The sequence below is a fragment of the Deferrisoma sp. genome (assembly GCF_054681715.1).
In genome coordinates this window covers 1-15275 of sequence record NZ_BAAHFQ010000021.1, presented here as the reverse complement: position 1 = coordinate 15275, position 15275 = coordinate 1, and the positions used below count along the sequence as shown (strand labels likewise).

Genomic DNA, 15275 nt, shown 5'->3' with positions numbered 1-15275 from the left:
CCGCCGGGAACCGCGACCCGTCCGCCGAAAGGAGGTTTTCCGTGGCACAGGGAGCCAGCCTGAGGGAGGAACTCGAGGAGATCAACCGGGATCTCCGCAAGACGTTCCTGAAGCTCCAGTCCCTTCTGGAGAAGAAGCGCCGGGCGCTCCAGGAGGCGGAGATCCTGGAGGACGAGCGGGAGCGGGAGCGGTTGGCCGAGGTCATCGGCCAGATCGAGCGCAAGCTCAAAGAGATCCGCGAGATCGGCATCTTGCCTCCTGCGGCCACGGGATGAGCGCCGTGGTCCGGACCCTCCTCGTCATCGGCCCCGAGCGGTCCTGGATCCCCCCGAGCGGGACGGCGGTGGGGGGATTCACCCTCACCGTGAGCCGCGCCGACACCCTGGACGGGGCGCCCGCAGGGGATTGGGACGTGGTGGCGTTCCGGGTCGACGCCCTCGGGGGCGCCGCCCCGGCCGAGGCGTTGGCCGGACTGCGGGAGCGGGCGCCGGAGGCCACGTTCTTGCCGGTGACCCCGGCACCCGACCCCCGAGAGGCCCTGGTCTACCTGAAAAGCGGCGCCTACGAGTACCTGGAGGAGCCGCTCGCCCCCGAGGAGTTCCTGCGGGCCCTGGCCGAAGCCCTGGAAAACCGCGAGGCGTTCCGGGAGATCCTGGAGCTGAACCGCACCCTCGAGGCCCAGGCCGAGCAGTTGCGCCGGGAAAAGGCGGAGCTCGAACGCCGAAACCGGGAACTCCAGGCGGTGAGCCGGCTGGCCCAGGATTTGGCGGCCTCCCTGGAGCCCCAGGAGGTCGTGGACCGCCTGGGGGCCCGGCTGGGGGAGGTGTTCGGCGGCCGCCCGGTGCGGATCGGGTTGTGGGGCCGTGCGCCGGGCGGGCTGGCCGTGGTGGACGGGACCGGGCCCCGGGAGGTGGAGGACGCGCCCGGCCCCTGGACGGCCCGGGTGCTTCGGGGGGAGGAGGTCCGGGAGCGGGGCGAAGCCGGGGATCTCGTGGTCGTCCCCATGCGGGCCCGGGACCGGGTGGTGGGGTTCCTGGCGGCCGGGGGCGCTTCCCCGATTCCGGACCACGAGGTGGAGCTTCTGCGGATCTTCGCCGACACCGCGGCCATCGCCCTGGAGAACGCCAGGCTCTACCAGGCCATGCGCGACCTCTCGGTGCGCGACGAGCTCACGGGGCTCTTCAACCGCCGCTATTTCCAGGAGCGGCTTCAGGCCGAGTGGAACCACGCCACCCGCCACCGGATCCCCCTGGCCCTCCTGGTGATCGACATCGACCATTTCAAGCGCCTCAACGACGGCAACGACCACCTCACCGGCGACGCGGCCCTCCGCAAGCTCGCGGAGCTTCTCACCCGCAACACCCGGGGCATCGACACCGTGGCCCGGTACGGGGGCGAGGAGTTCGTGGTGATCCTGCCCCAGACGAGCCGGGACGGCGCCCACGCGGCCGCCGAGAAGCTGCGGAAGGCCGTGACCCGCACTCGGTTCCCGGGGGAGGATGCCGTGCCGGGGGGGAAGCTCACGGTGAGCATCGGGGGCGCCTGGTGGCCCGGGGGCGCCGAGTCGGCCGAGGAACTCCTGGAGCGGGCCGACCACGCCCTCTACGAGGCCAAGCAGGGGGGGCGGAACCGCACCCGGTTCTGGGCCCCCCGGACCGAGGGCGATTCCCTGGCGAGCGCCTGAGGCCGGGATCCCGCGGGGAGGTGTCCCGCCTCCCGGGCCCCCGCATCCCAACGTCCCAGCCTCCTAAGTACCAATACCTTCATAAAGTATTGTCTGAGGCGGGTGGGGGACTGGTTCCGGCCGGGTGCGAGTGCGGCGCCCGATCGCCGCGCCCTCGCATGCCGTTGCAGGGTCGGCAGATCGGAGCGTCGGCAGCGGAAGTTCCGGAACTTCCAAAGCAATCCAAGCCTGGTGATGGCGCGGCGAGGTGAGGGGCCGCACCCGGCTCTCCACCAGCCCCCCACCCGCTGGTTCCCGGAGCAACGACAGGGATCTGACAATACTGCCGTTGGTGTTGGTAACCCGGCGTCAATACAGGCGCGTCCGTCGCCGCTGGGGCGTGGGACCCGTTTCCGGCCGTACGTGAGTGCGGCATGGCTACTCTAGGAGCCTCGCCCGGCGCTCCAGTAGGCCCCACGCCACGGAGCGCTTCTATTTCGCCGCGGAGTCATAACGTCCCACCGTCCGAACGTCCCACCGTCCCAACCGCCCTCACTCCCCGCCTTCCCGGGTTTCGACCTGGACCCCACGGGTCAACGTGCGGTGGACCGGGCAGCGGTTCGCGATCTCCAAGAGCCGCGCGCGCTGGTCGGCACTGAGGCCCTCCCCCACGAATTCCACCACCCGCTCCACCCGGTCGAGCATCCCTCCGCCCCCGTCCCCGCACCCCTCACAGTCCTTGGCGTGGATCCGCTCGTGGCGCAGCCGGGCCACCGCCTCGGCCAGCGGCCAGTCCTTGCGCCGGGCGTACATCTGCACGGTCATGGTGGTGCAGGCCCCGAGGGCGGCCAGGAGGAGGTCGTAGGGCGACGGCCCCTCCTCGGTGCCCCCGACGGAGCGGGGCTCGTCGGCCACCAAGGCATGGGCGCCGGCGGCGATCTCCGTGCGAAACCCCCCGGCCGCGGTGCGCACCGTGACCGCCGCGGGCTCCGGGCCGGGCCCGGCCGCCTCGGGCAGGTAGCGCTCGGCCCAGGCCGCGATGACCCCGGCGGCGTACCGGGCGTCGGCCGGCGCGGAAAGCAGGTGGTCGGCCGTGTCCAGGCTCACGAAGCTCTTGGGATGCCGGGCGGCCTGGTAGAGGCGCGCCGCGTGCTCCAGGCCCACCACCCGGTCGAGGGGGCTGTGGAGCACGAGGAGCGCCCGGCCGAGGGCCCGGACGGCCGAGGCCACGTCGTGGCGGCGCAAGTCCTCCACGAACCCCGGGTCCAGGGTGTAGGGGCGGCCCTCGATCCGGAACGCCGGGCCCTCGGTGGGCACCAGGTGCTTCGTGGCGTGGAGCGGGTCGGCCGGGGCACCGAGGGTCACCACGGCGCGCACCGCCGGGAGGTCCCCCGCCACCAGGAGCGCCGCCGTGCCTCCCAGGGAGTGGCCCACGAGCAGGTGGGGCCCCCCCTCCCGGGCCTCCAGGAACCGGGCCGCGGCCCGGAGGTCGGCCAGGTTCCCGGCCAGGGTCGTCCGGGCGAACGCCCCGGTGCTCTCCCCGAGACCCGCGAAGTCGAAGCGCAGCACCGCGATGCCCCGTTCGGTCAGGGCCCGCGCCAGGTGCACGGCCCCCTTGAGGTCCTTGCCGCAGGTGAAACAGTGGGCGAACAGGGCCGTGGCCCGGGGCGGGCCGTGCTCGGGCCGGTCGAGCCGGCCCGCGAGTTCGGCCCCGCCGGGGCCGGGGAACCGGACGGCGGTGGATTGCATGGCGTCTTCTCCTGGCGAAACGGGATCGTTCCGGTAGGATGCCAGGACCCGGCCCCGAGGCAAGCCGTGCGCCGGGGCGAACCCGGCCGAAGGAGGGATCGACGAGGTGGCAAGGCGGATCCTGGTGGTGGAGGACGACCCCGGCATCGCCGGGGTGGTGGCGGAGAACCTGCGGGACTTCGGGTTCGAGGCGGAGCGGGCCGGCACGCTGGCCGAGGCCCGGGCCCGGCTGCGGGCCGGGCGGGTGGACCTGATCGTGCTCGACCTTTCCCTGCCCGACGGCGACGGGCTCGATCTGTGCCGCGATCTGCGGGAGCGGGGGAACGCCGTGCCGGTGCTGGTGCTCACGGCCCGGGGGTCGGAGCCCGACCGGGTGCTGGGGCTGGAACTCGGCGCCGACGATTATCTGACGAAGCCCTTCGGGGTGCGGGAACTCGTGGCCCGGGTCCGGGCCCTCCTGCGCCGGGCCGAGCGGGCCGTGTCGGCCGACCCGGCCGAGGAGGCGCCCGTGGAGCGCCGCGGGCTGCGGATCGACCCGGCCCGGCGCCGGGTCTGGGTGGAGGGGCGCTCGGTGGCCCTCACGGCCACCGAGTTCGACCTGCTCCTCCACCTGGCCCGGCATCCGGGCCGGGTGTTCACGAGGGCCCAGCTCCTGGAGGCGGTGTGGGGGTACGGCCACGAGGGGTACGAACACACGGTCAACTCCCACATCAACCGGCTGCGGGCCAAGATCGAGGACGACCCCCGGCGGCCCCGCTACGTGCGCACGGTGTGGGGCGTGGGCTACACGTTCCCGGACGACGAGGACGGAGGGGCACGGTGAAGGTGTTCCGCACCCTGTACGCCCGGCTGGCCGCCGTGCTGGCGGGCCTCCTGGCCCTGGTGGCCGTCGCCTCGGTGGTCACCACCCTCTGGGCGACCCGGCGGTATCTCACCGACGCCCATTACCGGCTCCACCGGGACCTGGCCCGCCGGTTCGTGTCCGACGGCCTGATCGGCGCGGGGGGCGCCGTGGGGGAGGACCGGCTCCGGGAGATTTTCCACACCCTCATGCAGGTCAACCCCTCGATTGAGGTGTACCTCACCGACCCCCGGGGCCGGCTGTTGGCCTATTCGGCGCCGCCCGGCAGGGTGCGGCTCGAGGCGATCGACCTCGGACCGGTCCGGCGGTTTCTCGCGGGAACCGGGGAAGGACCCGTGTGGGGCGACAACCCCCGGGCCCCCGGGCAACGGGCGCTGTTCTCGGCGGCGGAGGTGCGGGCCGACGGGGAGCTGCGGGGGTACCTGTACGTGGTCCTGGCCGGGGAGCCCTACCGGGGGGCCCTCGAACTGTTTCGCGGAAGCTACGTGGCCCGGCTGGTTTTGCTCAACACGGCGGGGCTCCTCGTGGCGGTGTTCGCGCTGGGGCTCCTCGGGTTCTTCTGGGTGACCCGGCCGGTGCGCGATCTTCGCCGCCGCGTCGAGGCCTTCCAACGGGAGGCCGGGGAAACGGTCGATCCCAGGGAGGACGGCGACGAACTGCGGGCGCTCGCGGCGGCCTTCGACCGCATGCGCGAACGGATCGCGGACCAGATGGCCCGGATCCGCCGGGCCGACGAGGAGCGGCGCGCCCTCATCGAGGGGATCTCCCACGATCTTCGAACCCCGCTCGCGTCCCTGCTGGCCCATCTGGAAACCGCGGCCCGAAAGGGCGTCCGGGAGGGGGCGGAGGGATCCGGGCATCTCGAGGAGGCCCTCGCGGCCGGCCGGAGGCTCACGCGCCTGGTGGACGAACTCATGGCCCTCGCCCGGCTCGACGCCCCCGACGCGGCCCCCTGCCCCGAGACGTTTCCCCTGGAGGAACTCGTGCAGGACGCCGTGCAGTCCTTCGCCGGCGTGGCGCGGTCCCGCGGGGTCGAGGTGCGGGTCGAACCGCCGGAGGAGCCCCTGTTCGTGCGCGCCGACCTCGGGCTCGTGGAGCGGGCGGTGGAGAACCTCCTGCACAACGCGGCCCGCCACAGCCCCTCCGGAGGCCGCGTGACGGTGCGGTTCCGCCGGGTCCGCCCGGGGTGGGTGGAGACCTCGGTCTGCGACGAGGGCCCCGGTGTGCCCCCCGAAGACCTGCCCCACGTGTTCGAGCGGCGGTTTCGGGGCCGGCCGGAAGCCGGGGACGGCCACGGCCTGGGGCTCGCCATCGTACGGCGGGTCGCGGCCCTCCACGGGGGCACCGTGTCCGCCCGGAACCGGCCCGAGGGGGGCGCCGAGTTCTCCTTCACCCTGCCCGAGCCGCCGCCTTCGCCCGAGGCCTGATCCGAACACCTTCAAACGTATTGCCGGGGGCGGGGCAAGGGACCTGCCTCCGGCCGGGCGCGAAGCCAGGCGTTGAGATTCGCCACGCGGGCACGGGACCGAAGAGCCGGGTTCATGGCAGATCAGTCGGATCCGAACCCTTTCGGGGTCCGAGCGCCAGAGGCGCCGCGCGGCGAGCGAAGGAGCCGCACCCGGCTCTCCGACAGGCCCCTTGCCCCTCCGGGCGGGGGGCAATCGTCTTGAATGCAACTCGGTGCGAGGCCCCCGCACCGGCCCACCCCGGTCCGAATTTCACCCCGTGACGAAATCGTTAGGATTTCCGGACGAGCACGGGATCTTTCCCCGCTACCTTTGTCCCCACGGTGGGTTTCCCCAAGACGCCCGAGGGGCGAAGGAGGACGGCATGCGACGAGGACTGGTGGGTGCGGTGGCGATCCTGGGCTGGTTCGCCGGCGGGGCCGTGGCGGCGGAGGTGACCGTGGAGGTCACCAACGCGACCCATGGCGTGTATTTCACCCCCCTTCTGGTGACGGCCCACGGGGGGGACGAGTTCCTGTTCGAGGTGGGGCAGCCGGCCTCCGGGAGCCTTCGGGCGATGGCCGAGGGAGGGGATCTTACGGGCCTTCTGGCGGACCTGGGCGGCGCGGACGCCGACACCGTGGCCGACCCGGCGGGCGGGCTTCTGGGCCCCGGCGAAACGGCCACGGCCCGGCTCGACACCGGGGCGGGCGGTCACGGGTTCCTTTCGATCGTGGCCATGGCCCTGCCCACGAACGACGGGTTCGTCGGGTTGGACCGGTGGCCGATCCCGGCGGAGCCGGGGGAGTACCGGCTCACCCTCAACCTCTACGACGCCGGCACCGAGGCGAACGACGAGCGGATCACGGGGGGCGGGGCCCCGGGGGAGCCGGGCATCCCGGCCGACCCGGGGGGGCACGCGGGCGAGGGGGCCACGGGGGCCGCCGGCGCCGATGCCAACCCCACGGTCCACGTCCACCGGGGGACCCTCGGCGACACGGACCCCGACGGCGGCCCGAGCGATCTGGATCCGGCGGTCCACCGGTGGCTCAACCCGGTGGCCGTCGTGCGGATCACGGTCCGATAGGAGGGGCGCCATGCGAACCGTGTTGTGGACGTTTTCGGTGTTTGCCGCCCTGTCCGGGGCGGTGGGGCTCACGGGGTGCGGCGGCGACGACGGCGACGGCCCGCGGCGGGCCGAGTACCGGATCACCGTGATCAACGCCACGAACCGCCAGCCCCTCTCGCCGCCGGTGGCGATCGTTCACCAGGCCGGGTACGAGCCGTGGGCCGTGGGGGAGACGGCGTCCGATGGGCTGGAGCGGCTGGCCGAGGCGGGGGACGGGGCGGCCCTCCTCGCCGAGGCGGCGGGGAACCCGGCCGTCGTGGACCGGGTGGCGGCCGCCTCGGCCGTGGCGCCGGGCGGGTGGTGGACCGTCACGCGGTCGGTCGAGGTGTCCGCCGATCTGGCGGTCGACGTGGCGGGGATGCTGGTCAACACGAACGACGGGTTCGCAGCCGCCCGGGTGGCCGCGGGCAACCTCCCGGTGGGCGGTGTGGCCCGGGCGGAGTTGATCCCCTACGACGCCGGCACCGAGGCGAACACCGAAACGGCGGAGACGATCCCGGGACCCGCCGGGGGTGGGGAGGGGTACAACCCGGAGCGCGAGGCCGGCGGTGGCGTGCGGGTGCACCCCGGGGTGGTGACCGCGGCGGAAGGGCTGGCCGGATCGGCCCTCGACGCTTCCCACCGGTTTCTGGCCCCGGTGGGATGGGTCGAGGTGGAGCGCCTACGGTGATCGTGTAGCGTCGGGCCGCCGGTGTAAGCCGGAAGCCGGCGGCCCGACAAAGGAGACGAGGGTATGCGTCAAGCGAGAGCGTTGACCAGGGTCTGGGGCGCGGTCGTGGTCGTGGGGATTGCGGTTGCGGCCGGATGGGCGGGGGAGAAAGGAAGCCAAACGATGCGGATCTATTCGGTGGAGAAGGGCGGATACGTGGAGGCCGAGCCGGTTCGTCTCTCCGATGCCGACTGGCGGGAGCGGCTCACCCCCGAGCAGTACCGGGTGCTCCGGCAGGAGGGCACCGAGCGGGCGTTCACCGGCGCGTACTGGGACCACCACGAAACGGGCGTGTACCGGTGCGCGGGGTGCGGCACCGACCTGTTCCTCTCGGAGCACAAATTCGACTCGGGCACCGGGTGGCCCAGTTTCTGGCGGCCCGTGGCCGAGGAGAACGTGGGCACCAAGGAGGACCGCAAGTTCTTCATGGTGCGCACCGAGGTGCACTGCGCCCGGTGCGGGGGACACCTCGGGCACGTGTTCCCCGACGGGCCGGCGCCCACAGGGCTTCGGTACTGCATCAACTCGGCGGCCCTCGTGTTTGCGCCGCTGCCGAGGGGGGAGTAGACATGAACCGAACCCTTTGTGCGGGGGTTGCGGCCGCGTGGGTCCTGGGGGCCGTGGCCGCGTGGGCCGCAGGCGCGGCCTGCCCCTCGGTGGAGCCCCCCGATCCGGGAGAAGGAAACATGGAGACGGCGCGCGTGGTTTCGACAACTCCGGAGGAGGCCATCCCCGGGCCGGGCGGGGTGCCGGCCGAGGCGGCCACCTTCGCCTTGGGGTGATTCTGGGGCGTGGACTCCCGGTTCGGGAGTATCGACGGCGTGCTTCGGGTCACGGCGGGGTACGCGGGCGGCACCACTCCTTCCCCCACCTACCGGTCCATCGGCGACCACAGCGAGGCCGTGCGGGTGGTGTACGACCCGACCAAGGTTTCCTACCGGGGCCTCCTGGCCGTCTTCTGGGACGCCCACGACCCCCGGAGTCGGCCCTGGTCGCGCCAGTACCGAAACGCGCTCTTCTACCACACCCCCGAGCAGGAACGGGCGGCCCGGGAGAGCCTCCGGGAGGTGGAGGGGCGCCTGGGCGGGCCCGTGCGCACGGCCCTCGAGCCGGCCGGGCCGTTCTACCGGGCGGAGGCCTACCACCAGAAGTACGTCCTGCGGAGCCGGGGGCGGCTGTGGCGGGCCCTGGTGGAGCACTTCGGGGGCGAGGACGCGGCCGCCGACTCCACGGCCGCCGCGCGCCTGAACGGCTGGCTCGGCGGCTACGGCACCCCCACGGCCGAGGCGGTGGAGGCCCTGGACCTGCCGGAGGATCTCCGGGCGTTGGTGCTGGCGGAACTGGGCCTCGCAGCGAACTGACTGGGCGGGGGCGTCCAAGTGATTTCCGCTAGGACGCTAGGACGCTGGGATGCTGGGACGCGAGGAGACAAAACCCCCTGTGATTCCGGCGTCTCAGCTCGTCCCACCCTGTGGGGGCGGCTGCCGTATCAGGGGGCAGAATTCAGAGGTCAGATGTCAGAGAACCCCTGTCTTCTGTCGTCTGTCTTCTGGCACCTGGCACGGGCGGCGCTCCCATATCTCCTCCCATATCCGAGACGCGGTCCGTGGCCGGGAGGCGGCCTGTCTGGTTTCGCAAACGGGTTGCCTGGCGGTCCGCCGGGCCCTCACCGGAAGTCCCGGCTCGGGGGGGCCGTGGGGCGGGGGAGGCGGGGTTCCCAGAGGGCCTCGGCCACGAGGTGGACCACCCCGTCCTGGGCCTCGATCCGGCCCGTCACCCCCAGGAGCGCGGCCGTGCGGGCGAGCCGGGGGTGACGGTCGAACACCCGCTTCCACACCACCACGTTCACGAACCCGGTTTCGTCCTCCAGGGTGAAGAACGTGGTCCCCGCGGCCGTGCCGGGCCGCTGCCGGCAGATCACGAGGCCGGCGTACCGGGTGCGGGCGCCGGCCGGGAGGGCGGCTACCTCCCGGGCGCACGGGATGCCCCGGGCCGCCAGGGCCGGCCGGAAGGCCTCCAGGGGGTGCCCTCGGGGGCTTAGGCCCGTGGCCCCGTAGTCCCACACCACCTCGGCGAAGGGGGAGAGCGCCGGCAGCCGCTCGGGGGGCGCGGGTTCCGCGAGCGGCAGGGGATCCCGGGGCGCCCCGACCCGCCACAGGGCCCGGCGGCGGTCGGGCTCCAAGCCCTCGAACGCCCCGGCCTCGGCGAGGCGGTCGAGCGCGCCCCGGTCGAGCCCGGTGCGCCGGGCGAAGTCGTCCACCGACCGAAACGGCCCCCCACGCCGGGCCTCCCGGATGCGGGGCCAGTCCCGCCGGAACGAAAGCCCCTTCACGTACCGAAGCCCCAGCCGCACGGCGTACCGGGAGTCAGAAGTCGGAGGACAGAGGACAGGGTCCGGCTCCGGAAGGCCCTCTGGGGCTTCTTGCGGGGATGGGACGGCCGACGAAGCTCGGACCGTGGTGGGTTTGGGCTTCCCCTCCTCTCGCCCCCCGCCGGGGCTCCCGGCGGGGGGCGGGGCCCCCCCGTCCCCTGTCCTCTGTCTTCTGTCCTCTGACTCCTGAAGCGCGCAGTCCCAGTCGCTTTCGTTCACGCACACCCCCCGCACCTCCACCCCGTGGCGCCGGGCGTCCTCCACGAGGGTGGCCGGGTGGTAGAACCCCATGGGCTGGGCGTTCAGAAGGGCGCAGAGGAACACGTCGGGATAGTGGCACCGGAGCCAGGCCGTGGCGTAGGCGATGAGGGCGAAGCTCGCCGCGTGGCTTTCGGGGAACCCGTACTCCCCGAACCCCCGGATCTGCTCGAACACCCGCTCGGCGAACTCCCGGGGGATGCCCTTGGCCGCCATGCGGCCCACCAGCCGGTCGCGGTGCCGCTCGATCCGGCCGGTCTTCCGCCAGGCGGCCATGTCGCGCCGGAGTTGGTCGGCCTCGCCCGGGGTGTAGTCGGCCGCCACCATCGCAAGCCGCATGACCTGCTCCTGGAAGAGCGGCACCCCCAGGGTCTTGGCGAGCACGGGCTCGAGGCTGGGATGGGGGAAGGTCACCGGCTCCAGGCCCTGGCGCCGGCGCAGGTAGGGGTGGACCATGCCCCCGGTGATGGGCCCGGGCCGCACGATGGCCACCTGGATCACGAGGTCGTAGTACGAGCGGGGCCGCAGCCGGGGCAGCATGGCCATCTGGGCCCGGCTCTCGATCTGGAACACCCCCACGGTGTCGGCCCGGCAGATCATGTCGAAGGTGGCCGGGTCGTCGGGGGGGATCCGGTCCATGGAGAGTTCGACCCCGTAGTGCTCCCGCACCAGCCGGAAGGCCCGGTCGAGCTGGGTCAGGGCCCCGAGGCCCAGGAGGTCCACCTTGAACAGCCCCAGGTCCTCCAGGTCGTCCTTGTCCCACTGGATCACGGTGCGGCCGGGTTTGGTGGCCGGCTCGATGGGGACGAGGTCGCACACGGGCTCGTGGCCGAGCAGGAACCCTCCGGGGTGGATCGAGAGGTGGCGGGGGAAGTCCTGGATCTCCAGGACGAACCGGCACAGGTGGTCGTGGACCGGGTTTCGGGGGTCGAGCCCGGTCAGGCCCCAGAAGTCGACCGCCGACCCGGGCCGGTACCCCAGGGCCTTGGCCGCCCGGTCGAGCGCGGTCTCCGAAAGCCCCAGGGCTTTGCCCACGTCGCGCACGGCCGAGCGCACCCGGTACCGGATCACGTTGGCCACCATGGCCGCCCGGTCCCGGCCGTAGCGCTCGTAGACGTGGCGGATCACCTCCTCGCGGCGCTCGTGCATGATGTCGAGGTCGATGTCGGGCGGCTCGGCCCGCTCCCGCGAGAGGAACCGCTCGAACAAGAGGTCCACCCGGGTGGGGTCCACGGCCGTGATGCCCAGGCAGTAGCACACGGCCGAGTTGGCGGCCGAGCCCCGGCCCTGGCACAGGATGCCCCGTTCCCGGCAGAACCGGACGATCTCCCACATGGTGAGGAAGTACCCGGCGTAGTCGAGTTCGTCGATCAGGGCGAGTTCCCGGTCGATCTGCTCGGCCACCCGGGGGGGCACCCGGCCGCCGAACCGCTCCCGGGCCCCTTCCAATGTGAGCCGCCGCAGGAGGTCGCCGGTGGTGGTGCCGTCGGGCAGGGCCTCAGCCGGGTACCGGTACCGGAGTTCCGCGAGGGTGAAGGCGCACCGGTCGGCCACCTCCCGGGCCCGGGCCAGGGCGGCCGGGTCGTCGGCGAACAGGGCTTGGAGGCGGTGGGGCGGGGGCAGGGCGTGGTTGGCGTTGGGCCGGAGCCGCCGGCCCAGGGCCGCCACGGCCGTGCGGTGGCGGATGGCGGTGAGCACGTCCTGGAGGGGCCGGCGGTCGGGGGCGTGGTAGAGCACCTCCACCGCGGCCGCCACCGGGATCCCCCAGCGCTCGGCCCGCTCCCGGAGGCGTGCCTCGGCGGCCACCTCCTCGGCCCGGCGGTGGCGGGCCGCGAGCGCGTAGAGCCGGTCGCCGAAGGCCTCCCGGAGGCGCCGGGCCACGGCCCCGGGCTCTTCGGGGGCCGTTAGCAGGCTCCGGTCCCCGCCCCACAGGGCCAGGAGCCCCGGGGCGTGGTCGCACACCTCGCCCCAGGTGACCCGGGAGGCGCCCTTGGGACTCCGGAGCCGGCCCCGGGTGAGGAGCCGGCACAGGCGGGCGTAGCCCCCCCGGTCCTGGGCCAGGAGCACGATGGTGGAGGCCGGGGCGTCCTCGGCGTCGGCCACCGTGACCTCGGCGCCCACGAGGAGCTTCACCCCCAGCTCCCGGGCCCGCACGTGGGCCCGCACCGCGCCGTACACCCCGTCGCGGTCGGTGAGGGCCAGGGCCGGGAGCCCCAGCTCCTGGGCCCGCTCCACGAGTTCCTCGGGGTGGCTCGCCCCCTCGAGGAACGAGTAGTTGCTCTTGCACCACAGGGCGGGAACCATCGGGGGTGGGTAGACCTCACATGGAAGCTCCGTAGGCCGCGAGGCGCGGCCTGTTTGCAAAAACAATAACTTCCGCCTCGGCCACACGGTGCGCCGCGGCCGTCTGGACCACGGGATCGAAGACCGCCGACCGAGGACCGTAGACCGAAGTTACTCGGAAGGCTGCGTTGGACCGAGGCTCGGGAGCGGCGAAGGGGAACGGTTCCCCATTGGGCGGGGCCGTGCTACGTTTACGGGCGCCCCGTTCGGGTTCGGGAGCAAGGGGGGCTACCCCCGGGAAAAGTCTTTTTTCGGTCCCAGCGGGGCCCTACGACTCGCCCCCTTGTCCACCCGTGCCGGACGGAACACGGCCCGAAACCGTTCGGATCCGCACCGGAGGAGACGAAATGGTCCGTACGCATGTGCAACTCGACCCCCGGCAGTTGGATGCCTTGCGCAGGGTCGCGCAGGAGCGCGGGTGCTCGGTGTCGGAGTTGATCCGGCGGAGCGTGGACCGCTACCTCACGGAGTTGACAACGACCGACGAGGAACGCGTGCGCCGTGCACTGGCGGCCGTGGGCCGGTTCCGCTCCGGGGTGCCGGACCTCGGATCGGCCCACGACAAGTACCTGGACGACGCCTTCGACGCATGATCACCTTCGTGGACACCTCCGCCTTCCTGGCGTTGCTGGATGCCGACGAAGCATCCCACCCGGCCGTGCGTGGGGCATGGGTCGACCTGCTGGAAACCCGGGCCCCTCTGCTCACAACGAACTATGTCCTGGTGGAAACCCACGCGCTGGTGCAACGCCGCCTTGGATTGCGGGCTCTGCGCTGTTGGGTGGAAGACCTGCTTCCGGTCGTACGCGTCCTGTGGGTTTCCGAAGAGGAGCACCACGCGGCCGTGCGCGCCCTGTTGGCCATGGGCCGGCGGGCGGTCAGCCTGGTGGACTGCGTAAGCTTCGAGGCCATGCGGTCCCGTGGGGTCCGCCGGGCCTTTACCCTGGATCGCCACTTCCGCGAGCAGGGCTTCCTCTGCGTGCCGTAGGGTCGCGCCGGGGTCGGCCCGCAGTCGGCCCCTTTCCGCTTCCCCGGTTCTCGGTTCCATTCCCCCGAGCCGGCTCCACCGAACCAAACGGGCGGATTCGGTTTCGCATCGGGGGGATACGCCTGCGGGCGCTCCCGGCACCCGGATTCAGGTGCCCTCGTCGTGGCTCCCGTCCGTTCGCGTGTCGCAAGATCATTCCACCTCCCCCTGCCAGAACCACCGCCGCCGGATCCGGTCGTAGTAGATCCAGAGCACCTCGCCGGTGGAGAGTTCGGCGAAGTGGTACTCCCGGTGGATCGGGGTGCGCCACCACCCGCCGCTCACCTCGTAGGGGCCGTGGAGGGCCTCGACCCGGCCGGCCGCCTCGCCCCGGAGCATCCAGCCGTCGGGGTCGTGGCGCCCCAGGGGCCGCAGGGGGCGGGGCCGGGAGAAGATCCGCCGCACGAGCACCGGCTCCGCCTCGGGCCGGGGCCGGGCCGGGGGGAGTTCGCCCAGGGGTTCCCAGGCGAACCGGGCCTCGGGCAGGTGGCCGTCGAGGAGCCGGGCCCGCACCACGGCGTCCTCCCCCAGTTCGGCCCGCAGCCGCGCCAGGGCCCGGGCCGCGGCCCGGGGATCGCGGCGGGGCCGCTCGGCAAAGAGCCGGAGCTGCTCCCGGGTGGCCGGGACGGGCTCGGCCTCGAGTTCGAGGTCTTCCACCCCGCCCCCGAGCCCCCCGGCCTCGAGCCGCAGGTGCACGAGGTTGAGCACCTGGCGGGCGTCCAGGGTGGGCCGGGCCGGCCGGAGTCGCTCCTCCCGCACCGCCCCGTCCTCGAGCCCCAGGCGCACCGTGAGCCCGGCCAGGGCCTCCCCCCGTTCGGCCAACTCGGCCAGGAGTTCGTCCAAAAGCCCCTTGGCCCGGAAAAGGAGCCGGTGGAGGTTCCCCTCGGGTTGGTCGAAGGGGGCCCGCCGTACGAGCGGGGAGGGCAGGGGCTCCGGGGCGAACCCCTCCGGCCCCGCGGCCGCCCAGGCCCGGAGCCTGGCCGCCCCGGGGCCGATGCGCCGGGCCAGGTCCGCGGCCGGGAGCCCGAGGAGGCCCCCCAGGGTGCGCACCCCCAGGCGGGCGAGCCGCTCGCGCTCCCCGGGCGGAAGCCCGAGCCGCCCCAGGGGCACCCGCCGGGCCACGGCCTCCTCCTCGGCCGGGCTCCGGAACACCACGACCCCGGCGGGCCCCGGCCGCTGGGCCGCCGCGAAGGTGCCGAGCCGGGTGAACCCGGCCACCACCCGGCACCGGAACCCCTCGGCCCCGACCCGCCGGGCCACGGCCCGGGCCCACCGCTCCGGCGGGCCGGCCAGGCGCCCGAGCCCCCGGGGGTCGAGCCAGAACCCCCCGGGCCGGCCGGGATGGGGCTCCACCCCGGGGGTGAGACCCTGGAGGGCCCGGAGGAGCCCGGCCCGGGCCCCCTCGAGGTCGGCCGGGGGCACCTCCCCGGCCCGGAGGTCCGGGGCCAGGGCCAGGGCCGAGGCGTACCGGAGGCCCGGCACCACCCCGCGCCCTCGGGCCGGGCCGTTGGCCCAGAGCACCCGGCCCTGGGGCCGGTCGCGGTCCACCACGGCCGCGGGAAGCCCCGCCCACTCCGGCCGGCGCCGCAGGAGCACCTGGAGGGGCAGGTCCGGCACCTCAACGTAGGCCGTCCGGGGCACGGCAGGGGACCTCCTTTCCCCAGCCCGGGCCGCGGCGCTTGTCCTTGAGCGCCTCCACCCGGCAGGCGAACCGGCCGG

Annotated in this window: 14 protein-coding genes; 11 read left to right on the top strand and 3 right to left on the bottom strand. The window is 73.7% G+C overall.

Annotated features, from left to right (window positions below; all coding sequences use genetic code 11):
• Positions 1 to 41 precede the first annotated feature (41 nt).
• Both ACY0I8_RS05350 and ACY0I8_RS05345 read left to right on the top strand, forming a co-directional pair.
• A complete protein-coding gene (locus tag ACY0I8_RS05350; protein ID WP_459939750.1) occupies positions 42 to 275 on the top strand; it encodes a hypothetical protein in 234 nt (77 codons plus the stop codon).
• 5 nt (positions 276 to 280) lie between these two features.
• Complete coding sequence (locus tag ACY0I8_RS05345; protein WP_461393910.1) at positions 281 to 1684, top strand: GGDEF domain-containing protein; 1404 nt, start codon at positions 281 to 283, stop codon at positions 1682 to 1684.
• Positions 1685 to 2215: 531 nt separating this feature from the next.
• Here the strand turns inward: ACY0I8_RS05345 and ACY0I8_RS05340 are convergent.
• Positions 2216 to 3412 carry a bifunctional alpha/beta hydrolase/OsmC family protein gene (locus tag ACY0I8_RS05340; protein WP_461393909.1) on the bottom strand — a complete coding sequence of 399 codons (1197 nt, stop codon included), beginning with the start codon at positions 3410 to 3412 and terminating at the stop codon, positions 2216 to 2218.
• 106 nt (positions 3413 to 3518) lie between these two features.
• Between ACY0I8_RS05340 and ACY0I8_RS05335 the strand changes: the two genes are divergently transcribed.
• The 7 genes from ACY0I8_RS05335 to ACY0I8_RS05305 all read left to right on the top strand — a co-directional run bounded on the left by ACY0I8_RS05335 (position 3519) and on the right by ACY0I8_RS05305 (position 8918).
• Positions 3519 to 4235: a response regulator transcription factor gene (locus tag ACY0I8_RS05335; protein ID WP_461393908.1), complete on the top strand. Its 717-nt coding sequence runs from the start codon at positions 3519 to 3521 to the stop codon at positions 4233 to 4235.
• Positions 4232 to 5701 carry a sensor histidine kinase gene (locus ACY0I8_RS05330; protein WP_461393907.1) on the top strand — a complete coding sequence of 490 codons (1470 nt, stop codon included), beginning with the start codon at positions 4232 to 4234 and terminating at the stop codon, positions 5699 to 5701. The genes ACY0I8_RS05335 and ACY0I8_RS05330 overlap by 4 nt, the downstream gene beginning before the upstream one ends.
• A gap of 403 nt (positions 5702 to 6104) precedes the next feature.
• Positions 6105 to 6806 carry a spondin domain-containing protein gene (locus tag ACY0I8_RS05325; RefSeq protein ID WP_461393906.1) on the top strand — a complete coding sequence of 234 codons (702 nt, stop codon included), beginning with the start codon at positions 6105 to 6107 and terminating at the stop codon, positions 6804 to 6806.
• 10 nt (positions 6807 to 6816) lie between these two features.
• Complete coding sequence (locus ACY0I8_RS05320) at positions 6817 to 7518, top strand: spondin domain-containing protein (protein WP_461393905.1); 702 nt, start codon at positions 6817 to 6819, stop codon at positions 7516 to 7518.
• A 162-nt stretch (positions 7519 to 7680) separates the two neighbouring features.
• Positions 7681 to 8124, top strand: a complete 444-nt coding sequence (msrB, locus tag ACY0I8_RS05315) for a peptide-methionine (R)-S-oxide reductase MsrB (protein WP_461393904.1) — start codon at positions 7681 to 7683, stop codon at positions 8122 to 8124.
• Positions 8125 to 8126: 2 nt separating this feature from the next.
• Positions 8127 to 8339 carry a hypothetical protein gene (locus ACY0I8_RS05310; protein ID WP_461393903.1) on the top strand — a complete coding sequence of 71 codons (213 nt, stop codon included), beginning with the start codon at positions 8127 to 8129 and terminating at the stop codon, positions 8337 to 8339.
• Positions 8340 to 8348: 9 nt separating this feature from the next.
• A complete protein-coding gene (locus ACY0I8_RS05305) occupies positions 8349 to 8918 on the top strand; it encodes a peptide-methionine (S)-S-oxide reductase MsrA (RefSeq protein WP_461393902.1) in 570 nt (189 codons plus the stop codon).
• Positions 8919 to 9223: 305 nt separating this feature from the next.
• Here ACY0I8_RS05305 and ACY0I8_RS05300 read toward each other — a convergent pair whose 3' ends face one another.
• Positions 9224 to 12490, bottom strand: coding sequence for an error-prone DNA polymerase (locus ACY0I8_RS05300; protein ID WP_461393901.1), 3267 nt, complete (start codon positions 12488 to 12490; stop codon positions 9224 to 9226).
• A gap of 386 nt (positions 12491 to 12876) precedes the next feature.
• Here ACY0I8_RS05300 and ACY0I8_RS05295 point away from each other — a divergent pair, with 386 nt between their 5' ends.
• Both ACY0I8_RS05295 and ACY0I8_RS05290 read left to right on the top strand, forming a co-directional pair.
• Entirely contained in the window at positions 12877 to 13122 is a 246-nt protein-coding gene (locus ACY0I8_RS05295; protein WP_461393900.1) for a ribbon-helix-helix domain-containing protein, read from the top strand.
• A complete protein-coding gene (locus tag ACY0I8_RS05290; protein WP_461393899.1) occupies positions 13119 to 13517 on the top strand; it encodes a type II toxin-antitoxin system VapC family toxin in 399 nt (132 codons plus the stop codon). The genes ACY0I8_RS05295 and ACY0I8_RS05290 overlap by 4 nt, the downstream gene beginning before the upstream one ends.
• A gap of 192 nt (positions 13518 to 13709) precedes the next feature.
• Here the strand turns inward: ACY0I8_RS05290 and ACY0I8_RS05285 are convergent, their stop codons facing one another.
• Positions 13710 to 15197 (bottom strand): Y-family DNA polymerase, encoded by a 1488-nt coding sequence (locus ACY0I8_RS05285; protein WP_461393898.1) that lies wholly within the window; start codon positions 15195 to 15197, stop codon positions 13710 to 13712.
• Positions 15198 to 15275 lie beyond the last annotated feature (78 nt).